Genomic DNA, 16,125 nt, shown 5'->3' on the forward strand with positions numbered 1-16,125 from the left:
GTCAGTACCGGTTCGCGATCGGCAACTCTTCCGCGGGGAAGAGGCTGATGACCTCGCAGCCGGTTTCGGTCACGACGACTTCTTCCTCGATCCTTGCGGCGGAATAGCCATCGGTCGCAGGGCAGTAGGTTTCCAGTGCAAAGACCATGCCTGTCTTGATCTCCATCGGGTGATCCATCGACACGGCGCGCGAAATGATCGGTCGCTCGTGCAGGGCAAGTCCGAGTCCGTGGCCAAATTGTAGCCCAAAGGCCTGATCTTCATTCGCAAAGCCAAGCGATTGCGCGGTCGGCCAGACCTCGGCCACCTTGTCGGTAGACACGCCCGGTTTGATCATCGCGATGGACGCATCAATCCATTCGCGTGCCTTGGTATAGGCGTCGTTCTGCGACGGGGTTGCGCGGCCCACGTTGAAGGTGCGGTAGTAACAGGTGCGATAGCCCTGATAGGATTGCAGGATGTCAAAGAAGGCCTGATCGCCGGGCCGGATCAAACGGTCCGTGAAGTTGTGCGGGTGCGGATTGCAGCGCTCACCGGAAATGGCGTTGATCGCCTCCACATCGTCCGATCCCATCTCGTAGAGCATCTTGTTGGACAGCGCGACGATATCATTCTCGCGCACACCCGGTTTCAGCTCTTCGTAGATCATGTGGTACACGCCATCGACCATTGCAGCCGCTTGGGTCAAAAGCTGGATCTCATCGGTGTTCTTGATCTCGCGCGCGGCCAGCATGATCTGTTGGCCGTCGACAACGTTCAGGCCTTCCTGTTGCAGCGCGTGGAACATCGCCGTTTCAGCATAATCCACACCAACGGGCATGTCGGCCATGCCGGCGTCGCGGATCAATCCGGCGATCTGCTTGGCGTATTTCTGCATCAAGCCGAATTCAGGCGGGATCGTGCCGCGCATCCCGACGACGCCAGCAAGGCAATGGCTGGGCTCCAGCCAGTCGGAATGCCGCTTGTGGTGTTCGGCGGCGGATCCGAAATCCCAGACATAGGGGCTGTCGTCGCCTGTCAGCAAACAGAAACGGCACATCTTGTCTCGCTCCCATTCGCCGATCTTGGTCGCCGAGACATAGCGGATGTTGTTCACATCGAACAAAAGCAGCGTGCCCGCATTCGACGCCTTGAGCGATTGCCGTGTCCGCGCGAGGCGGTAGCGGCGCAGGCGGTCATGATCGATGCGGCGCTCAAAATCCACGGACATGTGACCATGCGCCGGCAGCTTTTCGCGCCATTCCCAGTTCGGTTCGAGGTCCTGCGGTGTAAGCAGGTTCGGCATAAGGGCATTGCCCGGACGTTCTGACATGGAAGTCTCCTTCGGGGCGCGCTGGGCCCCGTTCTGAAGTTCAGGTTGGAAAAGGGGGGGTGCGTTACTGGATGCACCAGCCGCCATCGACGTGGATCATCTGGCCGGTCATGTAGTCGCTGTCATCGGACGCGAGGAAGGATGCGGTCCCGACGATGTCCTTTGGGTAGGACACACGTTTGATCTGAAGTGCGTCGCGCACGATATCGTCGTAGGCCTGGCCTTCCTTTTCCTTGAAGCCGATATCGACGAGATCCTTGTCGAGCTGTTCCCAAAGCGGCGTCACAACGACGCCGGGCGCGTACCCGTTCACGGTGATGCCATGCTCCGCAAGACCGATGGCGCCGCAATGGGTCAGGGCAAGGCAGCCGTATTTCGACGTGCAGTAGACGGTGACATCCACCAGCGGTTTGCGCGACGCGATGGAGCCGACATTGATCAGCTTGTAGGGGTGATCGTCCATCGGGCCCTGGGCGATCATCTGGCGGGCGGTTTCCTGCATGCCCAGCCACATCGCCTTCGTATTGACGTTCATGATGAGATCCCAGTTGTCCTCGTCGATATCCATGAAGAACCGGGGCTTGTTCAGGCCTGCATTAAAGACGCCGACATTGATGGACCCGAACGCCTCGACCGTTGCGGCCACGGCTGCGGCATTGTCCGCACGTTTGGTGACATCCATTTTCACGGCAATCGCCCTGCCGTTTCCGGCTGCGTTGATCTCGTCTGCGACGGTCTGAGCCGTGTCGGCATCAAGATCACCAAGGCACACGTTTGCCCCTTGCCCGGCAAAGGATCGCGCGTTGGCCTCACCCATGCCGCGCGCGGCACCTGTGATGAGAATATTCTTACCTTGAAGGCGTTTGGGGTCCATGGGTGTCTCCTCCTGACGTCATGACTACGGTGGTGATAAAGTTGCGTCCGCCCGTTGCTGGGCGCGGCGCAACGCGTCCTGCGGGCTGATGATGCCGCGCAGCATGTCGTGAAACTCTTCTCCGCAAATCTGGATGACTTCGTCGATTTCGGGGATCGGCGGCCGTGGCCAGAACTGCAGCTCATCGCGCCAGCACATCCCGTCGACGGCTTCGAATATCGGGGACAGACGTCGCACGTCGGGATCCGAGGCGACGGAATAGCGCGGATTGGTCCGGCTGCCATTTTGTACATACAGCTTTTGCGCGGAAGGAGAGGTGAAGACCAGCAAGGCCTCAACCGCTGCGGCGACGCGTTCCTTGGGCAGGTTGGCCGGTATTCCCATGATATAGCCGCCTACCGGGGCGATGGCCGCCCCGTTCGGCCCTGCCGGGTGCGGCAGGTAGCCGGTCTGGTCCTTGGCGGGCGATGCATCATCGAGCTCAAAATAGGGAGCGAGCAGGGTGTAGCCGTAAGCCATCGCGATCTGCCCGGCGGCATAGGGCCGGATGCGTTCGTACCACGACATCGACAGGATATCGGGCGGCGAATAGTTCAGCAGCTCCTTGAGGAATTCCGCCGCTTGCAATCCTGCCGGGGTGTCGATCGTGAAGCGGTAATCGCGGTTGGCGAGATGTTGCGTCTCGTAGCCCCCTGCAATCGGCTTCAAATCCAAAATGGGTTGTCCGAAATCCGCCAGTGTCATGAGAACCGTGTGACCCAATGCCGTCCCGCGCGCCGCGTTCCAGGCAATGCCGTGCAGGCCGCGCTGCGGATCGTGCAGCGCTCTTGCGGCGGTCAGCAGATCCTGTGTCGTTTGCGGCGGCTTCAGGCCCGCCTGCGCAAAAAGATCCTTGCGGTAGAAAAGCAATTCCGGGGTCGTCTGTGCCGGGATACCGTACGCGCGTCCGCCCCAATGGGCGGCTTGCCAGCCAGCCGTGTGAAAATCCGATGGATCAATGCGAGCAATGTCCATGGCTTCATCAAGCGGCATCAGGACGTCATTTTCGGCAAAGCCTCCGACCCAAGGCAGATCAACGGCAACGATGTCATAGGTGCTGGACTTGCGCGCGGCATTGCGCATCGTTTCTTCCCGCAGACGATCAATTGAAAAGGCCCGTTGGTGGATTTGCGTGCCGATTGTCTGTTCGAACTGGCGCTTGAGATTGTCCATCACCATGAAAGTCGGATCGCCATGCACCAGAACACGCAGCCCACCCGCGAGCTTCAGCGGCTCGGAAAGGACCTTCATTGGCGGGATCGACTTGGCGCTGAGATAGGATTCACCAAAATAGTATTCTGATGTCTCATCTGCTGCAGCCCCGCCAAACTGGGCGTGTGCAAGGCGCTGTACGCGGCTGGTCAATCGCGTCCATTGATCGAGCAACTCAACACTTGGGTGCAGCGAAAAGCTTTTTCCCGTGTCTGTGCGTGGCCGCTGATCAATCAGGCCCGCCAGCTGCATGTCCTTTATGCGGCGATTTGCCGTTGCGTAGGGGGCGCGGCTTGCACCGATCAGGGACGACATCGTGGTAAGCCGCCCTTCGAGATGTCCGCGGATCAGGTGCATCGTAATGCGCAGGTTCGGCGTGGCGGCAAACAGCTCGGACGTGCTTTCAAGCTCATCGCCGAGATTTTCCAGAAAGGAGAGAACGCTCAGCACATCTGCTTTTGCCTGAGGCGGCATCAGGTGATTGAAACTCTCTCCCCTCATCGCGTTCATACCCTCAGCCGTTGCCTTCCGTTTCTTTGAGCGTGGGTCCGATTGGTCTCGGCTCCGCGGATTGTTCACTTTGGATGATTTTTGACTCACCACGGTATTGACCTCATTGTGATGTGGGACTGGCTTTGAGATGTATCGCAAAAATATCCATAATGGATAATTTTCTATCCAAATTGGATACTATTCGGGAGGTTATGTTGCCGAGCGCAATGCAACGTGGGGGAGATCCCGTCGGTCAGCCGATGGTGATTCCCCCCTGCGGGAGGGCGGGGAGAAGAGAAAAAGCCTGAATACTCTTGGAGGAGATCAAAATGACACTACGCACAACCCTTACGGCAACCGCCGCAACGACAGCACTGACGCTTGCCGGGGCAGCCTATGCAGATGGCCACAGCCCGATGCGCATCGGCATCACGCAAAACAACGTGGGCGTCGACAGCTACCAGACGACGTATGAAAAGGCGTTCATTGCTGCTGCAGAAGCAAACGAGAACGTCGAGGTCGTCGTTCTAGATGCAGGTGGCGATGTGGCCCGGCAGATCGCGCAGATGGAAGATCTGATCCAGCAGGAGGTCGACGCCATCATCATCTGGCCCACAAACGGTGAGGCCGTGATCCCAGCAGTACGCAAGGCGCATTCCGCCGATATCCCGGTCGTCGTGACCAATTCAAACATCGCTGAGGCCGGTTTCGATTTTGTCGCGACCTTCTCTGGCCCCGACAACGTCACGCAGGGGGCGCGTTCTGCCGAGATCATGTGTGATCGCTTCAAGGCGCTGGGGATCGAGACCGAAGCACGCGTTGTGCAGATTTCGGGTCAACCCGGCTACACGACTGCCATCGAGCGTCAGCAGGGTTTTGATGATCGTCTGCCGGAAGTGTGCCCGGACGTTACGTTGGTCGAGACACAGCCGGGCGACTGGAACCGTGAAAAATCCCAGCAGGTCATGGAGGCATTCCTGGTCAAATACGATGACATCGATGGCGTTTACGCCGGCGATGACAACATGGGTGTCGGTGCCCTGAACGCGGCTCTTGCGGCCGACCGTGCCGAAGGCATCACCTTCGTTGGCGCGACCAACTTTGCGGTTGGGTATGAGGCCATGGAACGGGGCGAGTATTGGGGGTCGATCTACCAGTCGCCCGTTGATGATGCGGAAGCGGCGCTCAAGTCCGCGATTGACCTGATTAGCGGTGAAGACCTTCCGTTTCTGAACTACTTCGACACGCCGAAGATCACGCAGGACAATATGACGGAATTTACAAAGCCTGTGTTCTAAGCACTTCCCGTGGTGCGGGGCGCCTCGTGGCTCCCCGCTGAACAACTGCTCAAAAACGGGGAGATACATCATGGGACGTGTGAACGGTCGATCCTGTATCGTCACAGGTGCCGCCCAAGGTATCGGTCGCGCAATTGCCGAAGCGTTACTCGATGAAGGCGCTGACGTCTGTTTTGCGGACATCAACGGCGACAAGGTCGCGCAGGTCGCGGCTGCGAACGTTGACCGGGCCGCGCAATACGGCGGCAAGGTGACGCATCGGCAGGTCGATGTCACCGATCGCGCATCCGTCAAGGCGATGATTGCTCAGGCGGTCGATCACTTTGGCAAACTTGACGTCAAATTCAACAATGCCGGTGTGAACCGGCCAATGAATTTCCTTGAAGTCACCGAGGACAACTGGAATTTCATCATGGGGGTCAACGGCTTGGGCTGCATGATCGGTATGCAGGAAGCGGCCCGTCAAATGATCGCCCAAGGGACGGGCGGCAAGATCATCAACACGGCCTCGATCGCGAGCCGTCAGGGATTTGACAATGTCGCTCCGTATTGCGCCAGCAAATTTGCGGTCGTGGCGCTGACCCAATCGGGCGCGCGCGATTTGGCAAAGCACAACATCACAGTTACCGGATTTGCCCCCGGGGTCGTTGCGACGGAAATGTGGGAGCAGGTCGATCAGAACCTGATGGAAATCGGCGCCGCAGACCGGCCGGGACAGGCGATGGAGGAGTTTTCGTCGGAGATCCTGCGCGGTCGCGTCGCGACAACCGAGGATATCACCGGCACAACGACGTATCTGGCGTCGCGCGACAGCGACTACATGACCGGGCAGATCGTCATGATCGACGGCGGGATGACACTGGTCTGACGCCGGGCACTTGGGAGGGAACTATGGCAGAGATGTCCAAATCAGACATTGGCCGGTTTTTGGCACGGCAGGGCATTTTGATTGCTTTTGCGGTGTTCATCATCGGATTCACGCTCGCGAACGAACGGTTCTTGAGCCCTGACAATGTGATGGGCGTTCTGCGGTCGTCCGCGATCCTGGGTGTCATGGCGCTAGGGGTGACATTTGTCGTCATCAGCGGGAACCTCGATCTGTCGGTCGGCTCAATGATGTCGTTCTCGACGATCGTGGTTCTGGATCTGCATGACAAGATTGGCCCCGCCCTTGCCATTCCTGCGATGTTTGGCATGACGCTGTGTCTGGGGGCTTTCATCGGGTTTCTGGTGGGGTATCTGAAGCTCAATTCCCTGATTGTCACCCTGGGCATGTTGTCGGCCATTCACGGCCTGACACTGACATACTCGGGGGCCAGAACATGGATCTGGCTGACAAGGAAGGCACGTGGTTCGGCGTTTTCGGGCAGGGAACTGCGCTCGGAATTCCGGTGCCCATCCTCATTTTCGTGGCTTTGGCTGCCCTTCTGGGCATCATTTTGGCAAAGACGCCCTTCGGGCGCAAAGTCTATGCGGTTGGTGGCAACGGGACGGCCGCGACCTTCTCGGGGATCAAGCGCGCGCGTGTGGTTTTCCTGTGCTACGTGATGTCCGCGTTCTGTGTGGCCGTCGCGGGGCTTATTCAGGCCAGCCGCTCCCTTGGCTCGCAAAACACGGTTGGCCAGGGGCTTGAACTTGATGTTCTGGCGGCGGTGATCCTGGGTGGCGCGTCCTTGCTTGGCGGGTCGGGCACAATCTTCAAAACCGTGATTGGCGTGCTGATCCTTGGGTTCATCCAGAATGGCCTCCTGTTGGTCGGCCTGCAATTTTACGTCCAATTCGTGGTGACATGGGTGATCATCATTCTTGCGGTCTGGCTCGATATCGCGGCCAAGCGCGGTAAGCTTTGGTCAAGCATCGCGTAAGGGAGCGGAAGAATGGAAGCCGGAAAACTGTCCAAATTTCTCAAGAATGGCGCGATCTGGGGCTTTATCGTGCTTGAGCTGATCTTTTTCAGCGTGGCGGGTGAATTCCTGTCCCTGTCCGACAAGGCGTTCATGGATCTCGACAACATGCTGCTGTTGCTCAAGCAGTCGGCGCCCATCGGCATTATCGCCATGGGGATGACGATCATCATGGTGAACGGAAACATCGATCTGAGCGTGGGTGCGATTTTTGCGCTCTCGGCGGTGATCCTGCTCGACAGTATGACGTGGGCGGCGTTTGCGGGGCTGGGCGATTGGGTCATCCCCGTATCCTGGGGTCTGGCCTTGCTGACGGGCGTCGTCCTGGGGGCGATCAACGGGTTGATCGTGTGGAAAACGGGGGTCGATGCCTTCATCGTCACGCTTGGGTCGATGCTGGGCTTTCGCGGGCTGGTGTTCATGTACAACGGTGAAAATCCGACATCGAGCCTGAACTGGACCTTGGTGGATTTTGCCGAAGCGCAGTTTCTGGGGCTGCACACCGCGACATGGTTTCTGGCCGTCGTTACGCTGGTCATCTGGTACGTGATGACGCGCACCATCCACGGGCGCAACGCCTACGCCATCGGCGACAACCGCGAGGCGGCGGTGAATGCGGGCATCAAGGTCGGACCGCACATGCTGATCAATTTCATGATCATCGGCTTTCTTGCGGCCTTGTCGGCGGTGGTTTTCTATTCCGAATCCGGCTCGGTCAATCCGAATGACGGCCAGCTCTACGAGCTTTGGGTCATCACTGCGGTGGTCCTTGGCGGAACCAAATTGACGGGTGGCTCGGGATCTATCGTTGCGACCCTGGGCGGGGTTTTGGCCATTCAACTCCTGCGCAAGGGTTTGGGCCACATTGGTGCGGATACCTCGACCGTCAATCTCGTGATCGGACTGATCCTGATCGCCGTGCTGTTTCTTGACCGCCAGTTGAACGCCAAGGGCAAAGAGGAGTTGAAGATATGACCAAACAAACACCTGCCTTGCGTCTTGAAGGGATCGTCAAAACCTTCCCCGGTGTGCGCGCGCTTGATGGCGTTTCCTTTTCGGTGATGCCGGGCGAAGTCCACGCGCTGATGGGGGAGAACGGGGCCGGAAAATCGACATTGATGAAGGTTCTGGGCGGTATTTACCAGCCCGAGGAAGGCCAGATCATCGTGGAGGAAGTCCCGACCGTCATGACGTCCCCGTTGCAGGCCAAGTCAAAGGGGATCGTCTTTATTCATCAGGAACTCAGCCTGGCCGAAGAGCTGACAGTCGCCGAAAATATCTATCTGGGGGAGCTGCCGCGCCGCTCGTTCGGGCGCGTCGATTGGGCCACGCTCTATGCGCAAACCGACGCAATCCTGAAGAAGTTGAACGTCGGCTTCGACGCAAAGACGATTGTCGGTGATCTGTCCATTGCCAACCAGCAAATGGTCGAGATTGCCCGCGCGCTGACGGTGGATGCCAAGGCGGTGATTTTTGACGAGCCGACGGCGTCGCTGACCGACGCGGAAAAGGTCGTTTTGTTCGATGTCATAGCCGACCTGCAAAGCCGGGGGGTGGGCATCATCTACATCTCTCACCGAATGGAAGAGATTTTCAAGATCACCGACCGGATCAGCGTCCTCCGGGACGGCTCTTATCGCGGAACGCTGGAAACCCGTGCCACCAGCGAGGAAGAAATCACGCAACTGATGATTGGCCGCGCGCTTGATTTGTCGCGTGAACCAAGCCGTCACGCGCTGGGTGATGTCGCTCTTGAAGTGCGTGGGCTGTCGTGCGGAGACCTGTTCACGGATGTCAGTTTTGAGGTCCGCCGCGGCGAGGTGCTGGGGTTTTACGGTCTGGTCGGGGCAGGGCGCACCGAAATCGCAGAGACGCTCTTTGGTTTGCGCGACCCGAGTGCGGGGCAAATTCTGCTGGACGGCGAGGAGGTTCGAATCTCCTCCCCCGCCGATGCCATCGCCAAGGGCATTTCGCTGGTGCCGGAGGATCGCAAAGGTCAGGGTCTGGTCCTGGGCATGAACTGCCGTGACAACATGACCCTGCCTCAGGTGGGTGATCTGTCATCCAGCCCGTTTGTCGCGACCGGTGCCGAGACAGAGATCTTTGATACGTACAAAGACAAGCTGGATATCCGAACGCCGGGCTGGAAGCAGACGGTGGGCAACCTTTCCGGTGGCAATCAGCAAAAGATCGTCATTGGCAAATGGCTGTCGATGCACCCCAAGGTCCTGATCGTGGACGAGCCGACCCGCGGGATCGACGTGGGATCAAAGTCCGAAATTCACAACCTGATCCGATCGTTGGCCGCCCAGGGCTATGCTGTCATCGTGGTCAGCTCCGAGATGCCCGAAGTGCTGCACGTCAGCGACCGGATCGTCGCGATGTTCTCGGGCAGGGTCATGCGGACCTTCACCTCCGAAGAAGTCACCGAAGAGAGCCTCATTCAGGCGATTTCAGGGATCACAGCCAGCGACAAGGTCGCCTGACATGCGCGTTGGCTTTGCAGGGCTGGGCCGCATGGGCCAGCACATGGCGCGCAACCTGATCGCGGCCGGTCATGAGGTGTACGTCTGGAACCGGACCGCGGAAACGGCAAAGGATTTTGCGAAAAACGAGGCGTGCATCGCCGTGGTAGATCCTTCCGATCTGATCGCGCAGGCGCAGATCGTCATCACCATGCTGGCCGATGACAGTGCATCCGATGCCGTGCATCTGGGCGAAGGCGGATTGTTTGCCTCAACCAGCGGCGCAACCCTCGTCGAGATGGGTACGATGAGCCCGGACCACATCAGCGAACTTGTCGCTAGGGCCCCTGACAAAATTCGGGTGATCGATGCGCCCGTTTCGGGCGCGACAAAAGCCGCCGAAGATGCGGATCTGCTGATAATGGCGGGATGTCGTCATGCCGATCCAGATCTGGCGGCCGTCTTCGATGCGCTTGGACGGCAGACCATCTACCTGGGGCAATCCGGCGCGGGGGCGGTGATGAAACTGGCGGTGAATTCGCTGATCCACGGGATCAATCAGACGCTTGCCGAAGCAATGACCTTGGCCGAAGCCTCCGGCATTGCGCCCGCTCTCGCTTTCGATGTGATAGAAGCCTCCGCTGCCTGTGCGCCGATGCTCAAATATCGGCGTTCGCTTTATCTCAATGAGGCGGAGCACGATGTCACGTTCACGGTAGCGCTGGCGCGCAAGGATATGGAAGTGACGGCAGGGCTTGCAGATCGGCTTGGCACCGCGATGCCACAAGGCCGTGCGACCCTGGCCAAATTGATCGACGCGGAAAAGGCGGGCTACGGCGCCCGCGATATGGCGTCAGTCCTGGATTTTATGCGAAAGGAAAGACCATGAAAGCAGCGCTTTTTGTTGGCGGCTGGGAAGGCCACACGCCGACCGATTTTGCGGGGTGGTACAAAGATTTGCTGGAAGAAAACGGTTTTGGCGTCGAGGTCTACGACACGCTTGAACCGCTCTCGCAGCCTGAAGACTTGGCGGATGTCGATCTGATCACGCCGATCTGGTCCTCTGCGCGCTCGGGCCACCGTGAAGAGTTCGGCAATATGACAAAGCCGCAGGAGGACGGTCTGTTGCAGCTGATCGCGAATGGCTGCGGGATCGCGGGCTGGCACGGGCACATGGGGGACGCGTTTCGCGACCGCCCGACCTATCATTTTCTGATCGGAGGCCAGTTCGTCGCGCACCCGCCCGGATGGCCCGACAATCTTCAGCCGCGCGAAGACTACATTGATTATGATGTGACGATCTGCAAGCCGGACGATCCAATCGTGCAAGGCATCAAAAGCTTCCGGCTGACGAGCGAGCAATACTACATGCTCGTCGATCCCTCGAACGAGGTTCTGGCGACCACGACATTTTCGGGCGATCACCTGTGGTGGATCGAAGGCACCGTGATCCCGGTCGTCTGGAAGCGCCGCTGGGACAAGGGGCGCGTCTTCTATTGCTCGATAGGCCATGAACTGGATGACCTGAAGGTGCCGCAGGTGACCGAGATCATTCGCCGTGGGGCGCTGTGGGCGGCACGCGACACAGCCTGATGCCAACAAAATCTCCGATCAAACACGAGGATACGCTATGAAACTTCTCCGCTATGGTGCGCCCGGCGCAGAAAAACCAGGCCTTCTGGATGCATCGGGCCGGGTCCGCGATTTGTCAGGCGTCGTGCCGGACATCTCCGGGGACGCATTGCGCCCCGCCGGTCTGAAGACCTTGCAGGCGCTGGATCCCGAGACGCTGCCCCTTGTCGATGGGACGCCGCAAGACGATCTGCGCCTTGGGGCCTGTGTTGCGAATATCGGCAAATTCGTCTGCATCGGCCTGAACTATGCCGATCACGCCGAAGAGGCGGGCATGCCAATCCCCGAAGAACCCATCATCTTCAACAAGTGGACCTCTGCGGTGGTCGGCCCGAACGATGATATCCGGGTCCCGCGCGGCTCGGTCAAGACGGATTGGGAGGTCGAATTGGGCGTCGTGATCGGCGAACCGGGGTCGTATATCGACGAGACCGATGCGATGGATCATGTCGCGGGTTTTTGTGTCATCAATGACGTGTCCGAGCGTGATTTTCAGCTTAACCGTGCCGGTACGTGGGACAAGGGCAAAGGCTGCGACACCTTTGGCCCGACAGGTCCGTGGCTTGTCACACTTGATGAGATCGCGGACATGGACAACCTGGATATGTGGCTGGATGTGGATGGCAAGCGGATGCAGACCGGATCAACGTCGACACTGATCTTCAAGATCCCGCACCTCGTGTCCTATTGCAGTCAGTTCATGAGCTTGCAGGCAGGCGATGTGATTTCGACCGGGACGCCGCCGGGCGTTGGCATGGGCCAGACCCCCCCGCACTATCTGCACGGTGGTGAGGTTGTCACCCTGGGCATTGCCGGGTTGGGCGAACAACGCTCAAAGGTAGTGCCGGGCTGACGGAGGAGAGCAGCCTCTTCGGCTTGCGCCGCCGGTCTGCTTGCGCGTTTTGTGTGATGGCCCAGGCCTGGTCGTGCAAAGCCAGCGGCTCAATCTTTTCCGCCGATAAGAAGGGGCTCGCCACGAACGCAGTTTAATGCGCTGGGCCGCATCTGGATGCCTTGCGTTTCGCCGACCCTCGCGCAATACCGCATTTTGTGGTGACTAGGGGGGTGCGGGTTTTGTGCGGCCGCGGTATCTACGGCAGGAAAGAGCCCTATCTTGGCGATGTCCTATGCGCCTCGTCGTCGCAAAGGGCTGGACCAGGAGTTATCGGGGCGTACTTCGCGTGGCGACGGTGCGGCGCAACAGATTGAATGTATCGAACACTATGCAATTGAATCAAAACGCCCGCCTGTCCGTGGCCCCCATGATGGACTGGACCGACCGGCACTGTCGCTATCTTCACCGGTTGATGAGCGCGCATACGCTTCTCTACACCGAAATGGTGACCGCGCCGGCCCTTGTGCGCGGGGGGGCGCTGCATTTGCTTGATCACCACCCCGCCGAGCATCCGGCGGCCTTGCAACTGGGCGGCTCCGATCCACATGAATTGGCGCAAGCCGCACGGCTGGGCGCGCGGGCGGGCTATGGGGAGATCAATCTCAACGTAGGTTGCCCGTCCGACCGGGTGCAATCGGGCGCGTTTGGCGCGGTGCTGATGAAGGACGCGGCGCTGGTCGCGCGCTGCGTGTCCGAGATGATCCACGCAACCGATGCCGAGATCACCGTGAAATGCCGCATCGGCGTGGACGACCAAGACCCCGAAACCGTACTGCCCGAATTTCTGGCCCAGATCATTGCCGCCGGTGTGACCCGGGTGACGATCCACGCGCGCAAGGCGTGGCTTGACGGGCTGAGTCCCAAGGAAAATCGCGATATTCCCCCGCTCGACTACCCGCTCGTACACCGGATGAAAGAGCTGTTTCCAAATCTGCATCTGTCGATCAACGGTGGGATTACCTCGCTGGATCAGGCGCAGGCGTTTCTGGGCGGCGGGCTGGACGGGGTGATGATCGGGCGGGCGGCCTATCACCAGCCCGCCGACATTCTTTGTGCGGCGGATGCGCGGATCTTTGGCGACGGACCCGTCACCACCGCCGAGGACACCGTGCACGCCATGCTCCCCTATATCGAGGCGCATGTGGCCGAGGGCGGCAAGCTGGGCCAGATCACGCGGCACATGCTGGGCCTGTTTGCCGGTCGCCCCGGTGCGCGCGGCTGGCGGCGGGTGCTGTCGGAGGGCGCGCATCGTCCCGGCGCCGGCACCGATCTGGTGCTGGAGGCGCTGGCAGAGGTCACCGCACTGGATGCCAGCCCCGCGCCCGTGTAAAGAGCCGCAAACCTTTAGGAGAGTGCCATGCCCGAGACGATGCTGCTGATCCAGATGGGGGTGATGCTCTTGGTCATCGGGGCCTTTGCCGGCGTGCTGGCAGGGCTGCTGGGCGTGGGCGGTGGCATCGTATTGGTGCCCGCATTTTTCTACGCCTTCCAGACGCTTGGTTATGGTGGGGCGGACCTGATGCAGATGTGTCTGGCGACGTCGCTGGCGACGATCATCGTGACCTCCGTGCGTTCGGTGATGAGCCATAATAGAAAGGGCGCGGTCGATTGGGAGATCCTGCGCGCCTGGGCGCCCGGCATCGTGATCGGCGCCGTTATCGGGATGCTGGTGGTGGCACAGCTGCGCTCGACCACGTTGCAGGCGATCTTCGGGGTGCTGGCACTGGTCGTCGGGCTCTACATGGGATTTGGGCGCAGCGACTGGCGGCTGGGGGCGGCCATGCCGCGCGGCCCGCTGCGCGCCGCGCTGTCGCCTGCCGTGGGGTTCCTGTCGGTGCTGATGGGCATCGGGGGGGGCAGCTTTGGCGTGCCGTTGATGAGCCTTTACGCCGTCCCCATCCACCGCGCGGTTGCAACGGCGGCGGGGTTTGGCGTGCTGATCGCGGTTCCTGCGGTTATCGGTTTCCTGCTCACCCCGCTTGATCCCGCAACGCGCCCGCCCTTCACGTTGGGCGCGGTCAACGGGGTGGCCTTTGTGCTGGTGATCGCGATGACGCTGATCACGGCGCCCTATGGCGCGCGGCTGGCCCATGCGATGGACCCCAAACCGCTCAAACGGGTGTTTGCGGTGTTCCTGATCCTCGTGGCGCTGAACATGCTGCGCAAAGCGCTGTGGGGATGAGGGCAGAGGGCTTTGTCCTCTATCCGCACGACCCTTCTGTGGCGCGCTGGGCGCAGGCGGCAGGGCGGGTGGCCCGGCGCATCGCGCGCGATCCCGCGTGGCACGGACCCGACAATCTGAGGCACGGGGGCACGTGGTTCGTCGGCGTGGATGCGCTGCCCAACGCGTCGGATGGTGCCATCGACGGGGTGCCGCTGCTGGGGCCCTGGCGCGGCGCCGTGCCCGACATCCCACTGCACCCCGCACAGCTGTCGATCGTCTATCCCGGTTACCCGCAACAGGACGCGGGCGAGAGCGACGCCAACCACCGCTTTCGCCGCGACAGGATGGCCGCGCACGTGGATGGGTTGCTGCCCATCGGCCCGCAGCGCCGCCGTTTTGCGCGGGAATTTCACGCCTACATCCTCGCGCTGCCGCTGACGGACGTTCGGGCTGCGGCGACAGTGGTCTGGCCCGGCAGCCAGCGGATCATGCAGACCGCCCTGCAAGAGGCGGTTGGGGCGCGCCCGGTCGCGCAGGTTGACCTGACCGACGCGTATCAGGCCGCGCGGCGTGAGGTATTCGCCTCGATTGATCCGGTCCGGTTATTGATCGGACCGGGCCAAAGCGCCCTGCTGCACCGCTTCCTGCTGCACGGCACGGCGCCTTGGGAAAATCGGATCGCGGACAAGGCCGGCCATGGCCGCATGACTGCCTTCTTGCGCCCCGAGATGCCCGGCGGCGGATCGGATTGGCTGGCCAGCGACCCCGTGTGATGCCGTTTCGCCATGGCACACAATAAACTTGGACGCGCCATATTGTTGCCACGGCCCCGGGCGAGCATCATCCCCGGAGATCTCCGTCAAAGAGGGATCACCGGAAAGATGAGGCAGAGCATGAAACAGGTCATTACCGGACCCTACGGGTTGATCGCCTACCACGCGCCACGACAGGCGGCGGCGTGCTATCCTGCGCTCAATATCCCCGATTGCGGGTTTGCGCGCGGGCAGGAGAGTGCGGCAGCGAACAGCCCATCGGCGCCGGGCGTGGTGCAGTTGCCCCGCCGTCGGCGCGCTCGGGCGGCGGTAGAGTTGTTCGGAACGCCGGGCAGGCGCGGCGAAAGCTAGGAGCGGTCGGCCAATCGCGCCGCGCGCCCGCCGCGGCGCACCTTGAAGGCATCGGCGCGCGCCGGCAGATCATCCATCACTGCGCGGCGCGCCTCGGGTGTCATGCGCGACCATGCACCGATTTCGTCGATGGAGCGTAGACATCCCGTGCACAGGCGCGCCTGCGGGTGCACCACGCAGATCTTGATGCAGGGGCTTTCGATCTCGTTGCGCTTCCAGACCTGATCGCTCATCTCATTTCCATTCTCATTTCTCAGGAGCGCAGCACGCGCAGACGGTCCAACACCCCTTGCAGGATATAGCCGGCCGCGACGTGGTCGATCACTTCAGCGCGACGCTTTCGGGTCGTATCCGCCTCCAGCAGGGCGCGTTCCGCTGCGACGGTGGACAAACGCTCGTCCCAGAACGTGATCGGCAGATCCGGGTGCAGGCGTTCGAAGTTGCGCGCGAACGCCCGTGTCGACTGGCAGCGCGGCCCTTCGGATCCGTCCATGTTCAGCGGCAGGCCCAGCACCACACCGGCGACGCGCCGCTCTGCGATGATCTCGCCCAGCCGCGCGGCGTCCAGGGTGAATTTGCGGCGCTTTACCGTTTCCATCGGTGTCGCGACAGACAGCAGGCTGTCGGAGACAGCGACGCCGATGGTCTTCTCGCCCAGATCCAGCCCGATCAGCGCGCGCATGGGCGGCAGGGCCGCTGCCAGCTCGGGGATGC

The 16,125-nt window shown here is 60.8% G+C and carries 16 protein-coding genes and 1 pseudogene; 12 read left to right on the forward strand and 5 right to left on the reverse strand.

The genetic code is table 11. The features are described 5' to 3' along the window. Window position 1: 1 nt before the first annotated feature. From KDD17_RS04370 to KDD17_RS04380, 3 genes are all read right to left on the reverse strand, one after another. Window positions 2–1,312, reverse strand: coding sequence for a M24 family metallopeptidase (locus KDD17_RS04370; protein ID WP_212705454.1), 1,311 nt, complete (start codon window positions 1,310–1,312; stop codon window positions 2–4). Window positions 1,313–1,376: 64 nt separating this feature from the next. Continuing rightward, window positions 1,377–2,186 (reverse strand): SDR family NAD(P)-dependent oxidoreductase, encoded by an 810-nt coding sequence (locus KDD17_RS04375; protein ID WP_212705455.1) that lies wholly within the window; start codon window positions 2,184–2,186, stop codon window positions 1,377–1,379. Window positions 2,187–2,210: 24 nt separating this feature from the next. Then, window positions 2,211–3,947 carry an ABC transporter substrate-binding protein gene (locus KDD17_RS04380; RefSeq protein ID WP_212705456.1) on the reverse strand — a complete coding sequence of 579 codons (1,737 nt, stop codon included), beginning with the start codon at window positions 3,945–3,947 and terminating at the stop codon, window positions 2,211–2,213. A gap of 311 nt (window positions 3,948–4,258) precedes the next feature. Between KDD17_RS04380 and KDD17_RS04385 the strand changes: the two genes are divergently transcribed. The 12 genes and pseudogenes from KDD17_RS04385 to KDD17_RS04440 all read left to right on the forward strand — a co-directional run bounded on the left by KDD17_RS04385 (window position 4,259) and on the right by KDD17_RS04440 (window position 15,411). Next, window positions 4,259–5,227: a sugar ABC transporter substrate-binding protein gene (locus KDD17_RS04385; RefSeq protein ID WP_212705457.1), complete on the forward strand. Its 969-nt coding sequence runs from the start codon at window positions 4,259–4,261 to the stop codon at window positions 5,225–5,227. 70 nt (window positions 5,228–5,297) lie between these two features. Next, window positions 5,298–6,095 (forward strand): SDR family oxidoreductase, encoded by a 798-nt coding sequence (locus KDD17_RS04390; RefSeq protein WP_212705458.1) that lies wholly within the window; start codon window positions 5,298–5,300, stop codon window positions 6,093–6,095. A 23-nt stretch (window positions 6,096–6,118) separates the two neighbouring features. Continuing rightward, window positions 6,119–7,092, forward strand: a pseudogene (locus KDD17_RS04395) (ABC transporter permease). 12 nt (window positions 7,093–7,104) lie between these two features. Then, on the forward strand, window positions 7,105–8,106 hold the full coding sequence (locus KDD17_RS04400) for an ABC transporter permease (RefSeq protein WP_212705459.1): 1,002 nt from the start codon (window positions 7,105–7,107) through the stop codon (window positions 8,104–8,106). Next, window positions 8,103–9,617, forward strand: a complete 1,515-nt coding sequence (locus KDD17_RS04405; RefSeq protein WP_212705460.1) for a sugar ABC transporter ATP-binding protein — start codon at window positions 8,103–8,105, stop codon at window positions 9,615–9,617. The genes KDD17_RS04400 and KDD17_RS04405 overlap by 4 nt, the downstream gene beginning before the upstream one ends. Before the next feature lie 31 nt (window positions 9,618–9,648). Continuing rightward, window positions 9,649–10,485, forward strand: coding sequence for an NAD(P)-dependent oxidoreductase (locus KDD17_RS04410; RefSeq protein ID WP_212706293.1), 837 nt, complete (start codon window positions 9,649–9,651; stop codon window positions 10,483–10,485). Continuing rightward, window positions 10,482–11,189, forward strand: a complete 708-nt coding sequence (locus KDD17_RS04415) for a ThuA domain-containing protein (RefSeq protein WP_212705461.1) — start codon at window positions 10,482–10,484, stop codon at window positions 11,187–11,189. Before KDD17_RS04410 ends, KDD17_RS04415 begins: the two co-directional genes overlap by 4 nt. 37 nt (window positions 11,190–11,226) lie before the next feature. Beyond that, window positions 11,227–12,081 carry a fumarylacetoacetate hydrolase family protein gene (locus KDD17_RS04420; protein ID WP_212705462.1) on the forward strand — a complete coding sequence of 285 codons (855 nt, stop codon included), beginning with the start codon at window positions 11,227–11,229 and terminating at the stop codon, window positions 12,079–12,081. Between the two features lie 370 nt (window positions 12,082–12,451). Then, window positions 12,452–13,453: a tRNA dihydrouridine(20/20a) synthase DusA gene (gene dusA, locus KDD17_RS04425; RefSeq protein WP_212705463.1), complete on the forward strand. Its 1,002-nt coding sequence runs from the start codon at window positions 12,452–12,454 to the stop codon at window positions 13,451–13,453. Between the two features lie 27 nt (window positions 13,454–13,480). Continuing rightward, on the forward strand, window positions 13,481–14,305 hold the full coding sequence (locus KDD17_RS04430) for a sulfite exporter TauE/SafE family protein (protein ID WP_212705464.1): 825 nt from the start codon (window positions 13,481–13,483) through the stop codon (window positions 14,303–14,305). Further along, window positions 14,302–15,060: a hypothetical protein gene (locus tag KDD17_RS04435; RefSeq protein WP_212705465.1), complete on the forward strand. Its 759-nt coding sequence runs from the start codon at window positions 14,302–14,304 to the stop codon at window positions 15,058–15,060. The genes KDD17_RS04430 and KDD17_RS04435 overlap by 4 nt, the downstream gene beginning before the upstream one ends. Window positions 15,061–15,180: 120 nt before the next feature. Then, complete coding sequence (locus KDD17_RS04440; protein WP_212705466.1) at window positions 15,181–15,411, forward strand: hypothetical protein; 231 nt, start codon at window positions 15,181–15,183, stop codon at window positions 15,409–15,411. Here the strand turns inward: KDD17_RS04440 and KDD17_RS04445 are convergent. After that, entirely contained in the window at window positions 15,408–15,644 is a 237-nt protein-coding gene (locus KDD17_RS04445; RefSeq protein ID WP_212705467.1) for a DUF1289 domain-containing protein, read from the reverse strand. The two genes, KDD17_RS04440 and KDD17_RS04445, sit on opposite strands and share 4 nt — an antisense overlap. A 20-nt stretch (window positions 15,645–15,664) precedes the next feature. Further along, window positions 15,665–16,093, reverse strand: a complete 429-nt coding sequence (ruvX, locus tag KDD17_RS04450) for a Holliday junction resolvase RuvX (protein WP_212706147.1) — start codon at window positions 16,091–16,093, stop codon at window positions 15,665–15,667. Window positions 16,094–16,125 lie beyond the last annotated feature (32 nt).

The organism is Sulfitobacter albidus, assembly GCF_018200035.1.
Classification (GTDB): domain Bacteria; phylum Pseudomonadota; class Alphaproteobacteria; order Rhodobacterales; family Rhodobacteraceae; genus Sulfitobacter; species Sulfitobacter albidus.